We start from the raw sequence: 18,646 nt of genomic DNA, 5'->3' as shown, positions 1-18,646 counted from the left end.
GCGCTGACCCCGCAGGTCAGCCCCCCAAAACCTTCAGGAAAACCAATGACAAAGATCGTGAAGTTGAAATCCGGCGCGGTGCTGGAGGACAAGAGCAGCTATTCCCGCCTTGTGGCCGTGGGCGATTGGATTTTCGTGTCGAACACCGCCGGGCGCAACCCGGAGACGAAACTGATCCCCGAGGATGTGGCCGCGCAGACCCATCAGGTCTTCGCCAATATCTCCCGCGCGCTTCAGGCGGTGGGATCGGGTCTGGGCGACGTGATCTCGGCCCGCGTCTTCATTCAGGAACCGGCCGATACGCCGCTGGTGATGGAAATCTTTGGCGAGATGTTCCGCGGGGTCGATCCGGCGCTGACCGTCACCTGCCCGCCGCTTGGCTCGAGTGTCTACAAGGTCGAGATCGAAGTGACCGCCTATCGCGGGGCGTCGCAGGGCGCCGAAATGATCCGGCTGGGGGTGTAAGTGATGGAACCGCTTGCTATCCTTCCGGCGTCCACCCCCGACATTCCGGCGCAAACCACCGTCGTCGTGATCGGCGCCGGGATCGTTGGTCTGTCGGCCGCGCTGACGCTGATCGAGCGCGGCATCCCGGTGACGGTGCTGGAAAAGGGCCGCATCGGCGCCGAGCAATCTGGGCGCAATCTGGGCTGGGTGCGCAAGACCTCGCGCGCGCCTGCCGATGTCCCGCTGGCACAGGCCGCTGACCGGCTTTGGGCCGAGATGCCCGCGCGGGTGGGCGCCGATTGCGGTTATCGCTCCGCAGGCATCCTTTTTGTCACCCGGTCGCAAAAGCAGATGGGGATTTACGAGGACTGGCTGAAGGCCGTCGCGCCGCTGGATCTGGGCTCAAGCCTCGTTTCGCCCAAGGACATCGACCGCCTTGTACCCGGCGGCAAGGGCGACTGGCTGGGTGGCGTGCACACGCCCTCGGACGGCCGGGCGGAACCCTCGCTCGCCTGTGCGGCGCTGGCCAAGGCGGTGCTGGCGAAGGGCGGGCAGATCGTCGAGAATTGCGCCGTGCGCAGCCTTGCGACCAAGGCGGGCAAGGTCGCGGGCGTCGTTACCGAACGCGGCGAGATCGGGTGCGAAAAGGTGATCCTCGCCGCGGGGCTCTGGTCGCGGCGGTTCTTGGGCAATCTGGGGATCTTCCTGCCGACGCTGCCCTTGATCTGCTCGGTCCTGCGCACCGCGCCGATGGAGGGACCTTGTGAAACCGCCGTGGGCGGGCCGGACTTTTCGTTCCGCAAGCGCACGGATGGCGGCTTCACCATCACGCAGCGCGGGCGGCTTGATGCGCCGCTGACGCCCGATCACCTGCGGCTCGGGCTGCGCTATCTGCCGGTTCTGCGCGCGCAGAAAGGCGCGACGCAGGTGGGCCTCGGGCGGCATTTCCTGCACGAACTTCTGTCCGCAAGGCGCTGGAAAGACGACGAGATCACCCCGTTCGAGCGCTGCCGGATCATGGACCCCGACGTCAATCCCGGCCTGAACGCCGAGGCGATGGCGGCGCTGCGCAAGGCCTGGCCCGTCTTCGAGCAGGCCCGCATCGCCGCGACCTGGGCGGGGATGATCGACGTCACCCCCGACAGCGATCCGGTGATCGACAGCGTCGCTGCCATGCCGGGTCTGATCCTCGCCACCGGCTTTTCGGGCCATGGCTTCGGCACCGGTCCCGCCGCGGGGCATCTGGCGGCCGATCTGGCGACCGGGGCCAAACCGATCGTCGATCCCGCACCCTATCGGCTGGCGCGGTTCTGAGCCAAGGGGGGCTGTGAAAACCGCTGGAAAAAAGCCGGGTTTCATGGTCCCCTGAAAGCCTTGCAAACCTTCGGAGGGGTCGATGCGACGGCAACTGTCCCTTGTCCTCACGCTGGCGCTCGGGCTTGCCGCGGTCCTGCCCGCGCAGGCCGACACCGTGATCGAGGATTTCACCATGCATCCCGAAAACCGCTGGCGTTTCTTCACTGATGCCGTGATGGGGGGCGTTTCGACCGGGCGGCTCGAAATGGTCACGGGCAACGGCGCGCCGCATGCGCGGATGACCGGCCATATCAGCACCGCGAACAATGGCGGCTTCATCCAGATGCGGCGCGATCTCGATGCCCCGCCGCCCGCGGGCACGACTGGCCTGCGGCTGATCGTGCGCGGCAATGGTCAGCGCTACTTCGCGCATCTGCGCAACGGGGCGACGCTGATGCCCTGGCAATATTATCAGGCGCCCTTCGAGGTCACGCCCGACTGGGCCGAAGTTCGTCTGCCCTTCACCGCCTTTCACGCCTCGGGGCGGATGATGCCGGGGACCCCCGCGGTGAAAAGCCTGCGCTCGGTCGCAGTCGTGGCTTACGGTCGCGAGCACGAGGCCGAGATCGAGGTCCGCGAGGTCGGCTTTTACTGAGCCGGGGTGACAGGCTGTTCCGGTGGGGACCGGTGTCAGGCCTCGGGGGCGGGGCGCAGGCTCAGCCCGTCAAGCCGCGTCTGCAACGCCAGCCGATCAAGGCTTTCGAAGGGCAGGGCCACGAAAGCCGCAATCCGCTTGCTGAGTGCGCTGTAGGTCTGGGCGAGGATCAGCGCCCGTTCGGCCTCTGTCCCCTCGGCTTTCAGCGGATCGGGCAGGCTCCAATGCCCCGCCAGTGGTTGGCCCGGCCAGGGCGGGCATTCCTCGGCGGCGGCATTGTCACACAGGGTAAAGACGAAATCCATTACCGGCGCCGTGGGTCCGCGAAAGGCGTTCAGGCTTTTCGGATGCAGGCCGCAGGTGTCATGCCCGGCGCGCGCAAGCAGCGCGATCACCGCGGGATGGGCTGCCGCGGCCGGTGCGGCGCCTGCTGAATGGACGATGAACCGGCCCTTGCCGAGATCACGCAGCAGCGCCTCGGCCATCAGCGAGCGTGCGGAATTCCCCGTGCACAGGAACAGAACGTTGCGCCCCCCGTGTCGCTCCGGTCCGGGCTGCGGCAGGCCGGTGAGCAGATCGGGTCGGGCGCGGCCGACGTCAAGCGCCAGATAGCCGATCAACGCCTCGGTCCGGCTCAGATCGACCGCATGCAGAAGCGAGCGGCCGCGCCGCTCCACCGTCACCAATCCGGCCGCGACCAGATCCGAAAGGTGATGCGACAGCGTGCTGGGCCGCAGCCCGAGCGCCGTGCCGATTTCCGTCGGACGCACGCCCAGCGGGGCGAAGCGCATCAGCAGCCGGAAGACGGCAAGCCGGTCGGGGTGACCAAGGGCAGCAAAGGCCTGAGTGGCGGATTTGTGTTCCATATTTTCAGAATGATGGAAGTGTTCGCGCGGGTCCAATGAAGCTTTTATGACGGTTTTTTGTCATTCCGCGCGTATGGCGGGGGCCTCCGGCCGATCCGGGGTCTCTTGCCTTGTTCGGGCAGAGAAAAAACGCCGGACCCGGGGCGAAACCGGCGCGGATTAGCCTTTCCTTCAGTGCTCGGCGTCATGCTGCACAAGCAAAGGGCTTACGGAAAGGGACCGGATGGCACGGCTGCATTCTGTCATCATCGCCGCCATGATCGCGTTGTTCCCCCTCTTTGCGGGGGCTTCGGCGCAGGCCCGCGCACCGGATCTGCCCTTCGCGGGGGCGTGTGAACTGGTGAAAGCGGGCAAGTTTTCCTATCGCGGCACCTGTGCCATCCTGCGCACCAAGGTCACGGCGGAAGACACCGGGGGCCGCTGCGCTGGCGAGGTGATCACCGTGCAGATCCCCGGCCGGGGCGAGGCCAATCTGCTGCGCGGTGTGGGCCAGGATTGCACCTCGCAATTCCTCGACAGCCCCGTCACCTTCATCGGCGAGGATTCCGAGGGCTGGCTTGTCGTCTCGACCGAGGCGGGCAAGGTGCTGCGCTTCGAGCCGGGGCCGGAACCCGGGCTGCCCGTCCTTGACACCTTTCTGGCCGGGATGGACAGCTGCACCCCGTCCGAGGCGCTGAAGACCTTTTTCGAAAACCTGTCCGACAGTTACGCGACGCCGCCCGATGCGCCCGATGGCCCGGTCGCGGCGACCGAGACGCCGGTGATCTGGCCTCCGGGCGGGCTTCTGGCGCCGGAGCTGGTTGCGGCGCAGAAGCTTGGTCCGCGGATGCAGATCGATGTTGCGCTGCAGGGCAACTACCTTGGCCTGCCGGTCTCGCGGTTGCAGTATGATTACCGGCCCGAAGGCGGCGGATTTCTGGAGCAGAGCCTTGTCTTCGAACGTCCCCGGGCCGAGGTCGTGACCCGCTTTGGCGCGGCGATCGATCAGGCCGAGCGGATGCTGCGCGCCGAGACCGGCGATCGGAACCGGGCCTATATCGCCGAGGGCGAGCCGGGCCGACTCGTCTGCGTCTTCCCCGAGTGATCTGCGCCCCGCTTCAGCCTTGACCCTGTCCGCATCGCGGGGATATTTCAACCGCAGGCGCGGAAACCGTGGCGCCGTTGCACAAACCAAAGTCGGGACGGGCCGATCCGAAATCGGGAAGCAACCGCTTCGAGGCCTGCCATGTTCACACTTTCCCCGATGCTGCGGCGTCTTCTCTATGCCTTTACCTTCGAAGCCGGGGCTATCGCGCTGTCGACGCTGCTCCTGTCGGTGCTCAGTTCCGGCCCGGCCGAAGACTCGCTGGTCGTCTCGATCCTCGTGACGGTTGTGGCGCTGATCTGGAACCTTGTCTTCAACCGCGGCTTCGAGGCGATCGAGCATCGCTTCCGGTTGACCCGCACCCTTGCCTTGCGCGCGCTCCATGCGCTGGGGTTCGAGGGCGGACTGTTTTTGTTTACCGTGCCGCTTTACATGGGCTTTTACGGGGTCTCCCTTACCGAAGCCATTGCGATGGAAACGGCCCTGCTTGTTTGTTTCCTCGTCTACACGTTCCTGTTCACATGGGGCTTTGACAGGCTCTTTGCCCGCCAAGGCATCGCCGCGCGGTCGTGACCCGATGGGCGGCTTCGGCCTTGTTTACAAGGCTTGCGTTGACGCCCCCCCGGCTTCGCCTCTAAATGGGGCAGGAACTGAACAAGGACACAAGATATGGCCCTCACGGCGAAGCCTTTGAGTGCATTGGGGCTGACGGCCCGTCCGGGGAGCGACGTTGCGGTGACGGGCCTTTCGGTGGACAGCCAGCTGGTCAAACCCGGGCATCTGTTCGCGGCCCTGCCGGGCACCAAGGTGCATGGCGCAACCTTTGTCGCGGCGGCGCTGGAGCGTGGCGCGGCGGCGGTGCTGACGGATCGCTCGGGCGAGGAAAGCGCGCGACAGGCGCTTGCGGGCACCTCGGTCGCGCTGGTCGTGGTCGAGGATGCGCGGCTGGCGCTCTCCTGCGCGGCGGCGCTGTTTTTCGGCGCGCAGCCCGATCAGATGGTCGCGGTGACCGGCACCAACGGCAAGACCTCGGTCGCGACCTTCACCCGGATGATCTGGCAGGCGCTGGGCTTTGATGCGGCCAATATCGGCACCACCGGGGTCGAGGGCGCCTTTACCGCGCCATCTGCGCACACGACGCCCGAGCCGATCACGCTGCACCGGCTTCTGGCCGACATGGCGGCGGCGGGCGTCACTCATGCGGCGATGGAAGCCAGCTCGCACGGGCTGGCGCAGCGCCGTCTTGATGGCGTCGTGCTGCGCGCGGCGGCTTTCACCAACTTCACCCAGGATCACCTCGATTACCACGCGAGTTTCGAGGAATATTTCGACGCCAAGGCGGGTCTTTTCACCCGCGTCCTGCCCGAGGAAGGGACGGCGGTGATCAACACCGACGATCCGAAAGGGCCGGGGCTCGCGGCGCTGGCCAAGGCGCGTGGGCAACAGGTGATCCGGGTTGGCCACGGCAATGTCTGCGAGATCCAGCTGCAGGGGCAGCGCTTCGATGCGGCCGGGCAGGATGTGCGCTTCCTGTGGCACGGCGGGCCGCAGATGGTGCGCCTGCCGCTGATTGGCGGGTTTCAGGCGATGAACGTGCTGACCGCGGCGGGGCTGGTCATCGCTTGCGGCGCCGAGCCGAAAGAAGTGTTCGACGCGCTGCCGCAGCTGATGACCGTGCGCGGGCGGATGCAGCTGGCCGCGACGCGCACGAATGGCGCCGCCGTCTTCGTCGATTTCGCCCACACGCCCGATGCGGTCGAAACCGCGCTCAAGGCACTGCGCCCGCATGTTCTGGGCCGCATCGTTGCCATTGTCGGCGCGGGCGGTGACCGGGACCGCACGAAACGCCCGCTGATGGGCGCGGCGGCCTCGGCCCATGCCGATCAGGTCATCGTCACCGACGACAACCCCCGCACCGAAGACCCGGCCTCGATCCGGGCTGCCGTCATGGCGGGTGCCGGGCCGGAGGCGACCGAGGTGGGCGACCGCGCCGAGGCGATCTTGCGCGGCGTCGATGCGCTTGGCCCGGGCGATGCGCTTCTGATCATGGGCAAGGGGCATGAGCGCGGTCAGGTCATCGGCACCGATGTCTTCCCCTTCGACGATGCCGAACAGGCCTCGATCGCCGTGGCCGCTCTGGATGGGAAGATCTGACATGGCCGTTTTGTGGACCTCGATCGATGCGGCGGTCGCCACCGGCGGCCGGGCGACGCGCCCGTTCATGGTGACCGGGCTTTCGATCGACACCCGCTCGATCCGCCCGGGCGAGATGTTCGTGGCGCTGAAGGATGTGCGCGACGGCCATGATTTCGTGGCCGATGCATTGAAAAAGGGCGCCGCCTGCGCGCTGGTGAGCCGCATCCCCGAGGGGATGAGCGAAGAAGACCCGCTGCTGCTGGTCCCCGATGTGCTCAAGGCGCTCGAAGATCTGGGCCGTGCGGGTCGGGCGCGGAGCCGCGCGCAGGTGATCGCGGTGACGGGCTCGGTCGGCAAGACCTCGACCAAGGAGATGCTGCGCGCGGTGCTCTCGGCGCAGGGTCGCGTCCATGCGGCCGAGGCCTCGTTCAACAACCACTGGGGCGTGCCGATCACGCTTGCGCGGATGCCCGCGGATGCGGATTTCGCGGTGATCGAGATCGGCATGAACCATCCGGGGGAGATTTCGCCTCTGGTCAAGATGGCGCGACCCCATGCCGCGATGATCACCACGGTCGCCGCGGCGCATCTGGAGGCCTTCGAAAACCTCGATCAGATCGCGCACGAGAAGGCCGCGATCTTCGACGGTCTGGAGCCCGGCGGCACCGCTGTCGTGCCCACCGGCCTCGAGACGACCGGCATTCTTCTGGATGCGGCAAAGGCGCGCGCCGGGCAGGTCGTGACCTTCGGTCCGGCCCCCGGATCGGACTACCGGCTGGTCAGTGCGAAAATCGTGGGCGATGCCACGATCGTGCAGGCAGACCATGCCGGGCGGCCGATGCTCTTCAAGGTGATGACACCCGGAAAACACTTTGCAAACAACGCCTTGGGGGTTCTTGCACTGGCGCAGGCGGTGGGGGCCGATCCGGCCGTTGCGGCGCTGGATATCGGGCTTTGGGCGCCCCCCGCGGGGCGGGGCAAACGCGAGCGGATCTGGCTTGATCTGATCGACGAGGCGCAGAGCTTCGATCTCTTCGACGATGCCTTCAACGCCAATCCTGCTTCGATGGAAGCGGGGCTCGACGTGCTTGCCGGACAGGTCCCGCGCGACGGGGTCGGGCGGGTCAAACGCGGGCGGCGCGTCGCCATTCTGGGCGATATGCTGGAGCTCGGTCCCGAGGAGGCGCGGCTTCATGCCGCGATTGCCGAACTGCCCGCAATGGTATCGATAGACATCGTGCATCTGGCCGGACCGCGGATGCAGGCGCTGTACGAAGCGCTGCCGCGGAACAAGCGGGGCGAGTGGGTCGAGACCGCCAGGGATCTGGCCGACCGCGCGCCGCATCTGGTCGATGCCGGGGATGTGGTGCTGGTAAAAGGATCGAAAGGCTCGAAGGTCTCGCTCGTGGTTGACGCGCTCAGAAAACTCGGTCAGCCCGGCGCGGCAGAGGCCTTCAAAGGAAAAGAATAATGCTTTACTGGCTTGCGAACCTTTCGGACGGGGGCGATTTCTTCAACCTCTTCCGCTACATCACCTTCCGCGCCGGTGGGGCCTTCTTCACCGCGCTGATCTTCGGCTTCCTGTTCGGGCGGCCCCTGATCAATATTCTGCGCCGCAAGCAGGGCAAGGGCCAGCCGATCCGCGACGACGGCCCCGCAACCCATTTCGCCAAGGCGGGCACGCCGACGATGGGGGGCTTGCTGATCCTGTCGGCGCTGCTTGTGTCCACGCTTTTGTGGGCGCGGCTCGACAATGGCTATGTCTGGATCGTGCTGGGCGTGACCTATGGCTATGCCGCGATCGGCTTTGCCGATGATTATGCCAAGGTGACGAAGCAGAACGTCAAAGGGGTCTCGGGGCGCACGCGCATGGCGCTGGGTCTTGCGCTGGCGGCGCTGGCGGGCATCTTTGCCGCGCTGATGCATCCGCCGGAACTGACGAATATGCTGGCGCTGCCGGTGTTCAAGAACGTGCTGATCAACCTTGGCATCTTCTTCGTGCCTTTCGCGATGTTCGTGATCGTCGGCGCCGCCAATGCGGTGAACCTGACCGACGGGCTTGATGGTCTCGCGATCATGCCAGTGATGATCGCGGCGGGCACTTTGGGCGCCATAGCCTATGTCGTGGGCCGCGCCGACTTCACGCAATATCTGGGCGTCAATTTCGTGCCGGGCACCGGGGAGCTGTTCGTCTTCACCGCCGCGCTGATCGGTGGGGGCCTCGGATTCCTGTGGTACAACGCGCCCCCGGCGGCGGTGTTCATGGGCGACACCGGCTCGCTGGCGCTCGGCGGCGCGCTGGGCGCGATTGCCGTCTGCACGAAACACGAGCTTGTTCTTGGCGTCGTCGGCGGGCTGTTCGTCGTCGAAGCTCTCTCGGTCATCATTCAGGTGGCTTACTTCAAGGCCACCGGCAAACGGGTGTTCCTGATGGCACCCATCCACCACCACTTCGAGAAGAAGGGCTGGGCCGAACCGCAGATCGTGATCCGCTTCTGGATCGTTTCGCTGATCCTTGCGCTCATCGGCCTTGCTACGCTGAAAATCCGCTGACCCCTTGAAAAGGAAGGAAGACCCGCATGATCAAGAACTTCACGGATCCGCTGAAAGTCACGGCGCTGCTGCTGCCGTTCCTCGTGTTCTTTGCCAATCTGACCGGCATGAGCAACCTGACGCTGGGCTGGGGCCCGGTCATCGCGCTGACCATCGGTCTTCTGGCCTTGTGCAAGTTCCTCGACGTGATCGTCGGCGCCGATACGCGCCCGATGACCGCCGAACGCGCCCGCACCTCGGTCTGGGTGTTCCTTACCCTGCTCAACATCGTCGCGCTGATCTTCGCGATGACCCAGCCGGGCCTCGCGCCGGTCGCCTTCGCCGGCGCCGTGGTGCTGTGCTTCGTCTCGATCACCGGCTACGCGCTGAAAAAGCGCTGAGCCGGGTCGGCTGAGCGGGCGGCTGGCCGCCCGCCCGAGGACGGCAACCCCCGGGTCCCCCGGGATGCCCCGATCCCGCGTGCGGGCGCAGGATCGGGAGGTTGCCCGAGTGAGCCCGCAAGTCCCGGCCCCCCGCTCCAGAACACGCGGGCCCCCGGGCGGGAAGGCGCGATCCGCCCCTTCCGACGATCTGTGCCCGCAGATGCGGCGCAGGCAGCGCGACGGCCCGGAACTGCGGGTGAGCCGGGCCGTTCTTCGCATTTTCAAAGGGTTCCCATGTCGTTCGACACGCTGATCCAGACCGCCGGTCTTCCGGGCCTGTTTCTCGGCACGATGGCCGAGGGCGAGGGTGTCGCCGTGCTGGGCGGTGTGCTGGCGCATCGCGCGCTCTTTCCGGTCGAGATTGTGGCGCTCGTCGTGGCCGCCGGAGCCATCGCGGCCGATCAGCTTTTCTTCGCGCTCGGGCGGCTTGCGGGGCAGGGCGCCTTGGCCGCCCGCCTGCTCTCGAAAGGCCCGGTGCAAGCGCTGCATCGCCAGCTTGGGCGGCATCAGACGCTCTCGGTCCTCGGCTTTCGCTTCGTCTACGGGCTGAAGATCGCGGGCGCGGTCTTGATCGGCACATCCGGCATCGGCTGGCGCCGCTTTGCCACGCTCGACGCGATTTCCTGCCTGATCTGGGCGCATCTTTTCGTCGGGCTCGGCTTCGTCGCGGGGCAGGCGATCACCCGCTTCTTCGGCCATCTGGCGCTGCATGTCCATCTGGCGATCGCGGCGCTTGGCGTCCTTGCCGCGGCCTGGGCGCTGCACCGGATCCTGCGGCGGCGCTGAGACGCCTCGCGCGCTTGTGCCGTGAACCGGACCGGAAGGGCTTTTCCTTTTATCTTGCCTCAAATATCTCGGGGTGCGGGGCAGAGCCCCGCTGCTTACGGAGGTCGCGGATGATACCGGTTCAGGGATATGAGGGCGCGCGCGTCGCGGTGCTGGGGCTCGGGCGCTCGGGGCTCGCGACGGCGGCGGCGTTGAAGGCGGGGGGCGCGGAGCCCGTGCTCTGGGACGACAGCCCCGAAGCCCGCGCCAAGGCCGAGGCCGCGGGCTACACCTGCACCGATCTGACCCGTCAGGGCGCCTTTGACGGTATCGCCGCGCTGATCACCTCGCCCGGCATTCCGCATCTTTATCCCCGCCCCAATCCGGTCATCGCCGCGGCGATGGCGGCGGGCGTGCCGGTCGACAATGACATCGGGCTCTTCTTCCGCTCCTGGGCGACCGCGGGCTGGGATGATTTCGACGTCACGCCCCGAACCGTCTGCATCACCGGCTCGAACGGCAAGTCTACCACCACGGCGCTGATCCATCACATCCTGACCCACGCGGGCCGCCCGACCCAGATGGCGGGCAACATCGGCCGCGGTGTGCTTGACATCGATCCGCCCGAAGATGGCGAGGTGGTGGTGCTGGAACTCTCCTCCTACCAGACCGATCTCGCCCGTGCGCTGACGCCGGATATCGCCGTCTTCACCAATCTCTCGCCCGATCACATGGACCGCCACTCCGGCATGGGCGGCTATTTTGCCGCCAAGCGTCGGCTCTTTGCCGAAGGTGCGCCCGACCGCGCGGTGATCGGCATCGACGAGCCCGAGGGGGTCTATCTGGCCAATCAGATGGCGATGGGGCGCGAGGATGACCGGGTGATCCGGGTCTCGTCGGCGAAGAAGCTCGGCGATTACGGCTGGTCGGTCTTTGCGCGCAAGGGCTTTCTGGCCGAATGGCGCAAGGGGCGGCAGGTCGCCTCGATCGATCTGCGCGCCGTCAAGGCCTTGCCCGGCGCGCACAACCATCAAAACGCCTGCGCCGCCTATGCCGCCTGCCGCTCGCTCGGCCTTGCGCCGAAGCTGATCGAGGAGGCTTTCCACAGCTTTGGCGGGCTGCCGCATCGCAGCCAGACGATCGCGGAAAAGCGCGGCGTGCGTTATGTGAATGACAGCAAGGCCACCAATGTCGACAGCGCGGCGAAGGCGCTGGAAGCTTTCACCAACATCCGCTGGATCGTGGGCGGCATGGGCAAGGAAGGCGGCGTGAGTGCGCTGAAACCGCTTCTGGGCACGGTGAAGAAGACCTATTTCATCGGCCATTCCGGGCGCGATTTCGCCCTCGAACTGGCGCCACTTGACCACGAGATCTGCGAGACGATGGAACGCGCTGTCGCCCGCGCGGCCGAGGAGGCCGAGCCGGGCGATACCGTGCTTTTGGCCCCTGCCGCGGCCTCCTTCGACCAATATCCGAACTTCGAAAAACGCGGCGAGCATTTCACCGCGCTCGCACAGGCGCTGCCCGACTGAGGGACGCTTGCGATGGGGCGCGGGCGCCGTCATACTCGCCCGCGACCAAAACAACAGGCGAGAGCCCCCCATGATGGTGTTCCCCCGCGAGAACCTCGTGTTCTTCGCGGTTCCCAAGACCGGCACCACCGCGATCGAGGCGGCGCTTGATGCCCGGGCCGCGATCGTGCTGCGCGATCCGCCGCATCTGAAACATATGACGGTGGCCAGCTACGCGCGGTCGCTGCGCCCGCTGCTCAAGGCCGATTACGAGATGATGGCGGTGATCCGTCATCCGCTCGACTGGCACGGCTCGAATTACCGCTATCGCACCCGGCCGAAGCTGCAGGGCACGGCCCGTTCGACCGCGCATCTGACGTTCGCCGAGTTCATCGCGCGGATGCTGACCCCCGGCAACCCCGAGGCCGAGGGCGCGCAATCGCGCTTTCTGAGCCTCAAGGACGGGTCTTGCCCGGTGCAGCATCTCTTCCGCTACGAGGCGCAAGACCGCATTCTGGCCTTTCTCGCCGAGCGTTTCGGCGGCCCGGTGGAGCTTCCCGTCGTCAATGTCTCGCCCCAGCGCGCGCTCGATCTGCCCGACGCTTTGCGGGCGGAACATGAAACCCGCTTCGCGCGCTGCTACGAGATGTGGGAGGCGGCGCAGCACTAAGGAGGATCGCATGACCGAAAGCCTGACTGGCCGCTGCACCTGCGGGCAGGTGACCTACCGGATGACCGCGGCGCCGATGATCACCCATGCCTGCCATTGCAGCTGGTGCCAGCGCGAGACCGGCACCGCCTTTGCGCTGAACACCCTGATCGAGACCGACCGGCTCGAAGTGACAGGCGTGGTCGATTACGTGATGACGCCCTCGGCCTCGGGCAAGGGGCAGGAGATCGCGCGTTGCCCCAGCTGCCGCGTCGCGGTCTTCAGCCATTATGCCGGGGCCGGGCGGGTGCTGGCCTTTGTCCGCGTCGGCACGCTCGACACCCCCGCCGCCTGTCCTCCCGATGTGCATATCTTCACCTCGACGAAACAGCCGTGGCTGGTCTTCCCCGAGAGCGCGAAGGTCTTTGCCGAATATTACAAAAGCGCCGAGGTCTGGTCGCCCGAAGCGCTCGACCGCCGCCGCGCGGCGCTGGCCAAGGTCAGCTGAGCCCGCCCCCACGCGGTGCTTTTCAAGCGGCCCCCTTTGCGCTAGGGCTTCGCACGACGAATCCGACGGAGACAGCGATGACCGAGCGCAAGACTGGCCTGACCTATGCCGATGCAGGCGTGGATATCGATGCGGGCAATGCGCTCGTCGAACGGATCAAACCGGCGGCGAAGCGCACCAACCGTCCGGGCACCGTGTCCGGGCTGGGCGGGTTCGGCGCGCTCTTTGATCTCAAGGCCGCGGGCTACAATGATCCGATCCTTGTGGCCGCGACCGATGGCGTCGGCACCAAGCTGCGGATTGCGATCGACACTGGCGTCGTGGACACGATCGGCATTGATCTGGTGGCGATGTGCGTGAACGATCTGGTCTGCCAGGGCGCCGAGCCGCTGTTCTTCCTTGATTATTTCGCCACCGGCAAGCTTGAGGTCGCGCAGGCCGCGACGATCATCGAGGGCATCGCCGAGGGCTGTGCGCAATCGGGCTGTGCGCTGATCGGCGGCGAGACCGCCGAGATGCCGGGCATGTATGCGAAGGAAGATTTCGACCTTGCCGGCTTTGCCGTCGGCGCGATGGAACGCGGGTCGGATCTGCCCGCGGGCGTGGTCGCGGGCGATGTGCTTTTGGGCCTTGGCTCGAACGGCGTGCATTCGAACGGCTACAGCTTCGTGCGCAAGGTGGTCGAGCTTTCGGGCCTTGGCTGGGACGCGGCCTCGCCCTTCTCGGACGGCACTCTGGGCCAAGCGCTGCTCGCGCCGACCCGGCTTTACGTGAAACAGGCGCTGGCCGCGATCCGCGCGGGCGGCGTGCATGCGCTTGCCCATATCACCGGCGGCGGTCTGACCGAGAACCTGCCGCGCGTTCTGCCCGAGGGGCTGGGCGCCACGATCAATCTTTCGTCCTGGCCGCTGCCGCCGGTCTTCCGCTGGCTGGCCGAGACCGCGAACATGGCGGAACCCGAGCTGCTGAAGACCTTCAACTGCGGCATCGGCATGATCTGCGTCGTTTCGGCGGACCGGGCCGAGGCGCTGAAATCGCTTCTGGAAGCGGCGGGCGAAACTGTCACCGTGATCGGCACCGTGACCGAGGGGCAGGGCGTCGCCTATACGGGCAAGCTTCTGTGACCACCCGCGTCGCGATCCTGATTTCGGGGGGCGGGTCGAACATGATCCGTCTGGTCGAGGACATGCACGGGCTCGGCTATGCGACGCCGGTTCTGGTGGCCTCGAACGACCCGAGCGCGGCGGGCATCGACCGCGCCGCGCGTCTGGGTGTGGCGACGGCGGTGATCGACCATCGCCCCTTCGGCAAGGATCGCGCGGCGTTCGAGGCGGAACTGCTGAAACCGATCCTTGCGGCGAAGCCCGATGTTCTGTGCCTTGCCGGGTTCATGCGGGTGCTGACGCCCGATTTCGTCACGCCCTTTGCCGGGCGGATGCTGAACATCCACCCCTCGCTGCTGCCGAAATATCCCGGCCTGCACACGCATCAGCGTGCGCTCGAGGCGGGCGATGCCGAGGCCGGTTGCACTGTGCATGAGGTGACGCCGGTTCTGGATGACGGCCCGATCCTTGGTCAGGCGCGCGTGCCGGTCGAGCCGGGCGATACGGCAGAAACGCTGGCGGCCCGGGTTCTGGCGCAGGAGCACAAGCTTTACCCGGCCGTGCTGCGCCGCTTCGTGACCGGCAACCGCAGCCGTCTGGATCTGTGACGGCGGGCACCCCATCCCGCTGACACGGCAGTCTGCAGGAAATAATGTGTCGTCAGTCACAAGGAATTGTGCATTCCTGCAATGACACGCTTTCCTTTGTGCGGACAAATGCCTAAACCGAAGAAACAGGGCGGGATGACCCCGCGATCCCCGGGAAAGGCACGATGCAGACGATTACCACCACCGACGCACTGGAGCAGTTCTGCACCCGCGCCAAGGCTGCCCCCTATGTAACGGTTGATACCGAGTTTCTCCGCGAACGCACCTACTGGTCGAAGCTCTGCCTTGTGCAGATGGCGCTTCCCGGCAAGGATGGCGAGGCGGTTCTGGTCGATCCGCTGGTCGAGGGCCTGTCGCTCGAACCGCTTTACGACCTCTTCCGCCATCAGGCGACCGTCAAGGTCTTCCACGCCGCCCGGCAGGATCTGGAGATTTTCTTCACCGAAGCCGGGGTGTTCCCGCTGCCCTTGTTCGACACGCAGGTCGCGGCGATGGTCTGCGGCTTTGGCGAACAGGTCGGCTACGAGACGCTGGTGAAGAAGATCGCCAAGCAGTCGCTCGACAAGACCTCGCGCTTCACCGACTGGTCGCGCCGTCCGCTCACCGATGCGCAAAAGGCCTATGCGCTGGCCGATGTCACGCATCTGCGGATGATCTACGAATTCCTGTCGAAAGAGCTTAAGAAATCCGGCCGCGAGAAATGGGTCGAGGAGGAGGAGGCGATCCTGCTCTCGCCCGAGACCTATATCACCCGCCCCGAGGAAGCCTGGGAACGGGTGAAGACGCGGACGAACTCGGGCCGCTTCATGGCGGTCGTGCGCGAACTGGCCCGCTTCCGCGAGGCCTATGCGCAGGGCAAGAACATCCCGCGTTCGCGCGTGTTCAAGGACGATGCGCTGCTGGAGCTGGCCTCGACGAAGCCGGTGACGCTTGATGAGCTGGGCAAGTCGCGGCTTTTGCTGCGCGAGGCGCGGCGGGGCGACATTGCCGATGGCATCATCGCGGCGGTGAAGGTCGGGATGGAGACGAAGCCCGAAGATTTCCCGCGCGTGCCCGACGAAGATGCGCAGCTGCAGGTGAACACGGCGCTGGCGGATCTTCTGCGCGTGCTCCTGAAGGCAAAATCGGAAGAGACCGGGGTGGCGGCGAAGCTGATTGCCACCGCCGCGGATCTGGACCGGATCGCCGCGGGCAAGCGCGACGTGGCGGCGCTGAACGGCTGGCGGCTCGATGTCTTCGGCAATGATGCGCTGCGGCTGGCCAAGGGCGAGATCGCGCTGACCGCCTCGGGCGGGTCGGTGCGGGTCGTACCGGTCTGATCCGGATTAGCAAGATGTCCTCGGGCGGAACAGGAAACGCAGCGCGTTTCCCCGCCCGTTTCCGCATAGTCGCGACAAGACTGCATCCCCAAGCGATATCAGAGGCGGGCGCCTGCCCCGGCGGGCGAGAAGCGCCCGCCATGGGCGGGGCGGGCGCTGGCCGAGTGCCTTTGGGCCCTCGGCGGTCACGGGGCTAATCTTGCGCGTGACCTCGGCGATGGCCTCGGTCAGATCAGACGGTCCGGTCAGAACGGCACGTCATCCAGCCCGACGGCGGGTTTCAGGAACCCGGCCTTGACGTGCTTCGAACCGGCTTTTTCGAATTCGATCAAGGCGGTATCGCCTTCGAGGTCAATCACCTCGCCATAGCCGAACTTCTGGTGGAACACCCGGTCACCGATGCCAAAGGCGACGCTGTCGACCGTCGTCACCGTGCGCGCCTTCGGCCGCGGCGGCTCGGTCGCGCGGGTCTCCATCCGCTTCCAGCCCGGAGAATTGTAGACATCGGCCTTGGTCGCGCGGCTCTCCAGACTGCCGAAGCCCGATGCCGTCGCCGCGCCGAAGCCGCCGCCGTACAGCCCGGGCGGGGTCAGGATTTCGACATGACGGCCGGGCAATTCGTCGATGAAGCGCGAGGGCAGCTGCGACTGCCATTGCCCGTAAACCCGGCGGTTGCCCGCAAAGGAAATCGTGCAAATCTCCTCTGCCCGGGTGATGCCCACGTAAGCCAGCCGCCGCTCTTCCTCAAGCGCGCGCTGCCCGCTTTCATCCAGCGCGCGCTGGCTGGGGAACAGCCCATCCTCCCAGCCGGGCAGGAAGACGGCGGGGAATTCCAGCCCCTTCGCCGCATGCAGCGTCATGATCGAGACCTTGTCCTCGGACTGGTCCTTGTCATTGTCCATGATCAGCGCGACGTGTTCGAGGAAGCCTTGCAGGTTCTCGAAGCCTTCCAGCGCCTTCACCAGTTCCTTCAGGTTTTCGAGCCGCCCCGGCGCCTCGGGCGTCTTGTCGGCAAGCCACATCTCGGTGTAGCCCGACTCCTCCAGAATGGTTTCGGCGAGCCGCACGTGGTCGGAATTGTCGAGCACCGCCGCATGCCAGCGCCCGATGCCCTCAAGGAAAGCGCGCAGCGCCCCCGCGGCCTTGCCGGTGATCGCGCCCTGCTGCAGCGCGGCTTTCGCGCCCATGACGAGACCCGCCTCGGCCGCCCGCGCACAGGTCTGGATGACCGCCTGCGCCTTGTCGCCCAAGCCCCGCTTGGGCAGGTTCACCACCCGCTCGAACGCCAGATCGTCGTCGGGGGAAACGGCCAGCCGGAAATAGGCCATCGCATCGCGGATTTCCTGCCGTTCATAGAAGCGCGGCCCGCCGATGACGCGATAGGGCAGGCCGATGGTCAGGAAGCGGTCTTCGAAGGCGCGCATCTGGTGGCTGGCGCGCACCAGAATCGCCTGTCCATTCAACGGGATCGGGTCAAGGCCGCGGGTGCCGCGCGACAGGCTCTCGACCTCTTCGCCGATCCAGCGCGCTTCCTCGTCGCCGTCCCAATGGCCGATCAGCCGGACCTTTTCGCCGCCCTTGTCCGCGGTCCAGAGCGTTTTGCCCAGACGGTCGCGGTTCGCGGTGATCAGCCCCGAGGCCGCCGCCAGAATATGTTCGGTCGAGCGGTAGTTCTGTTCCAGCCGCACCACCACCGCGCCCGGAAAATCCTTTTCGAACCGCAGGATATTGCCCACCTCGGCACCGCGCCAGCCGTAGATCGACTGATCGTCGTCGCCGACGCAGCAGATGTTGCGATGGGCCTGCGCCAGCAGCCGCAGCCACAGATATTGCGCGGTGTTGGTGTCCTGATATTCGTCGACAAGGATATACTTGAAGCGCCGCTGATAGTCGGCGAGTACGTCGGGGTGACGCTGAAAGATCGTCACCATATGAAGCAGCAGATCACCGAAATCGACGGCATTCAGCGTGCGCAGACGCTCCTGATAGGCGGCGTAAAGCTCGGAGCCGCGGTTGTTGAAATGCGCGGTTTCGGCGCCGCGGACATGTTCGGGCGTCCAGGCGCGGTTCTTCCAGCTGTCGATGATCCCGGCCAATTGCCGCGCTGGCCAGCGCTTTTCATCCATGTTCGCGGCGATGATCAGCTGTTTCAACAGCCGGATCTGGTCGTCGGTATCGAGAATCGTGAAGTTCGAGCGCAGCCCGACCAGTTCCGCGTGATTGCGTAGCAATTTGGCACATATGGAGTGAAAGGTGCCCATCCATCTGACGGGGTCCGGCAAATGGAAAGGCGTCCTTTCCAGCCGATCCTTCATTTCCTTCGCCGCCTTGTTGGTGAAGGTGACGGCCAGTATTTCGCGCGCGTTCGCGCGATTGGTGGTTATAAGGTGAGCAATGCGCGCCATCAGGGTTTTGGTTTTGCCTGTCCCGGCCCCAGCGAGCATCAGGAGTGGTCCATCAAGCGTCTCGGCGGCCTCGCGCTGCGCGGGGTTGAGTTCGTCAAGATAGCGCGTGCCGACAGGGCCGCGCGCCGCCATCATGGCGCGTTGCGACAGGCTCAGCCCGCCGAAATCATCATCATCGAGGATACTGCTCATGGGGCGCCACTATAGCTTGCGCGACGACAAAGCCAAGGCCTGTTCGGTTTTTGTTCTTGCAAATACGAACCCCCCGGGCGATCCGTGCGCGGCAAACCCGATGCCGGTTGCGGATCCCCCGGGGGGA

The 18,646-nt window shown here is 66.1% G+C and carries 18 protein-coding genes; 16 read left to right on the top strand and 2 right to left on the bottom strand.

Annotation, left to right across the window (positions count from 1 at the left end):
- Window positions 1–45 precede the first annotated feature (45 nt).
- The 3 genes from ACTTAI_RS12695 to ACTTAI_RS12685 all read left to right on the top strand — a co-directional run bounded on the left by ACTTAI_RS12695 (window position 46) and on the right by ACTTAI_RS12685 (window position 2,398).
- Entirely contained in the window at window positions 46–465 is a 420-nt protein-coding gene (locus ACTTAI_RS12695; RefSeq protein ID WP_444451913.1) for a Rid family hydrolase, read from the top strand.
- 3 nt (window positions 466–468) lie between these two features.
- Entirely contained in the window at window positions 469–1,761 is a 1,293-nt protein-coding gene (locus ACTTAI_RS12690; RefSeq protein ID WP_444451912.1) for an NAD(P)/FAD-dependent oxidoreductase, read from the top strand.
- 82 nt (window positions 1,762–1,843) lie between these two features.
- Complete coding sequence (locus ACTTAI_RS12685) at window positions 1,844–2,398, top strand: CIA30 family protein (RefSeq protein WP_444451911.1); 555 nt, start codon at window positions 1,844–1,846, stop codon at window positions 2,396–2,398.
- 35 nt (window positions 2,399–2,433) lie between these two features.
- Here ACTTAI_RS12685 and ACTTAI_RS12680 read toward each other — a convergent pair whose 3' ends face one another.
- A complete protein-coding gene (locus ACTTAI_RS12680) occupies window positions 2,434–3,264 on the bottom strand; it encodes an arsenate reductase/protein-tyrosine-phosphatase family protein (RefSeq protein WP_444451910.1) in 831 nt (276 codons plus the stop codon).
- 223 nt (window positions 3,265–3,487) lie between these two features.
- On the opposite strand from ACTTAI_RS12680, the gene ACTTAI_RS12675 reads away from it, so the two are divergent.
- From ACTTAI_RS12675 to rnd, 13 genes are all read left to right on the top strand, one after another.
- Window positions 3,488–4,348, top strand: a complete 861-nt coding sequence (locus ACTTAI_RS12675) for a hypothetical protein (RefSeq protein WP_444451909.1) — start codon at window positions 3,488–3,490, stop codon at window positions 4,346–4,348.
- Between the two features lie 141 nt (window positions 4,349–4,489).
- On the top strand, window positions 4,490–4,921 hold the full coding sequence (locus tag ACTTAI_RS12670; protein ID WP_444451908.1) for a PACE efflux transporter: 432 nt from the start codon (window positions 4,490–4,492) through the stop codon (window positions 4,919–4,921).
- A gap of 96 nt (window positions 4,922–5,017) precedes the next feature.
- Window positions 5,018–6,502 (top strand): UDP-N-acetylmuramoyl-L-alanyl-D-glutamate--2,6-diaminopimelate ligase, encoded by a 1,485-nt coding sequence (locus ACTTAI_RS12665; RefSeq protein WP_444451907.1) that lies wholly within the window; start codon window positions 5,018–5,020, stop codon window positions 6,500–6,502.
- A gap of 1 nt (window position 6,503) precedes the next feature.
- Window positions 6,504–7,955 (top strand): UDP-N-acetylmuramoyl-tripeptide--D-alanyl-D-alanine ligase, encoded by a 1,452-nt coding sequence (locus tag ACTTAI_RS12660; protein ID WP_444451906.1) that lies wholly within the window; start codon window positions 6,504–6,506, stop codon window positions 7,953–7,955.
- Window positions 7,955–9,037, top strand: coding sequence for a phospho-N-acetylmuramoyl-pentapeptide-transferase (gene mraY / locus ACTTAI_RS12655; RefSeq protein ID WP_444451905.1), 1,083 nt, complete (start codon window positions 7,955–7,957; stop codon window positions 9,035–9,037). The genes ACTTAI_RS12660 and mraY overlap by 1 nt, the downstream gene beginning before the upstream one ends.
- A gap of 26 nt (window positions 9,038–9,063) precedes the next feature.
- Window positions 9,064–9,417, top strand: a complete 354-nt coding sequence (locus ACTTAI_RS12650; RefSeq protein ID WP_444451904.1) for a hypothetical protein — start codon at window positions 9,064–9,066, stop codon at window positions 9,415–9,417.
- A 276-nt stretch (window positions 9,418–9,693) separates the two neighbouring features.
- Window positions 9,694–10,245, top strand: coding sequence for a DedA family protein (locus ACTTAI_RS12645; protein ID WP_444451903.1), 552 nt, complete (start codon window positions 9,694–9,696; stop codon window positions 10,243–10,245).
- A gap of 110 nt (window positions 10,246–10,355) precedes the next feature.
- Window positions 10,356–11,756: a UDP-N-acetylmuramoyl-L-alanine--D-glutamate ligase gene (murD, locus tag ACTTAI_RS12640; RefSeq protein ID WP_444451902.1), complete on the top strand. Its 1,401-nt coding sequence runs from the start codon at window positions 10,356–10,358 to the stop codon at window positions 11,754–11,756.
- A 70-nt stretch (window positions 11,757–11,826) separates the two neighbouring features.
- Window positions 11,827–12,405: a gamma-glutamyl kinase gene (locus tag ACTTAI_RS12635; RefSeq protein ID WP_444451901.1), complete on the top strand. Its 579-nt coding sequence runs from the start codon at window positions 11,827–11,829 to the stop codon at window positions 12,403–12,405.
- Window positions 12,406–12,427: 22 nt separating this feature from the next.
- Window positions 12,428–12,892, top strand: coding sequence for a GFA family protein (locus ACTTAI_RS12630; RefSeq protein ID WP_444455759.1), 465 nt, complete (start codon window positions 12,428–12,430; stop codon window positions 12,890–12,892).
- Window positions 12,893–12,969: 77 nt separating this feature from the next.
- On the top strand, window positions 12,970–14,016 hold the full coding sequence (gene purM / locus ACTTAI_RS12625; protein WP_444451900.1) for a phosphoribosylformylglycinamidine cyclo-ligase: 1,047 nt from the start codon (window positions 12,970–12,972) through the stop codon (window positions 14,014–14,016).
- Window positions 14,013–14,603 (top strand): phosphoribosylglycinamide formyltransferase, encoded by a 591-nt coding sequence (gene purN, locus ACTTAI_RS12620; RefSeq protein WP_444451899.1) that lies wholly within the window; start codon window positions 14,013–14,015, stop codon window positions 14,601–14,603. Before purM ends, purN begins: the two co-directional genes overlap by 4 nt.
- Before the next feature lie 164 nt (window positions 14,604–14,767).
- Entirely contained in the window at window positions 14,768–15,922 is a 1,155-nt protein-coding gene (rnd, locus tag ACTTAI_RS12615) for a ribonuclease D (protein WP_444451898.1), read from the top strand.
- Between the two features lie 245 nt (window positions 15,923–16,167).
- Here the strand turns inward: rnd and ACTTAI_RS12610 are convergent, their stop codons facing one another.
- Window positions 16,168–18,519, bottom strand: coding sequence for an ATP-dependent helicase (locus ACTTAI_RS12610; RefSeq protein ID WP_444451897.1), 2,352 nt, complete (start codon window positions 18,517–18,519; stop codon window positions 16,168–16,170).
- Between the last annotated feature and the right edge of the window lie 127 nt (window positions 18,520–18,646).

Source organism: Rhodobacter capsulatus (assembly GCF_052363175.1).
Classification (GTDB): domain Bacteria; phylum Pseudomonadota; class Alphaproteobacteria; order Rhodobacterales; family Rhodobacteraceae; genus Rhodobacter; species Rhodobacter capsulatus_D.
This window is presented reverse-complemented; position numbering and strand designations above follow the sequence as displayed.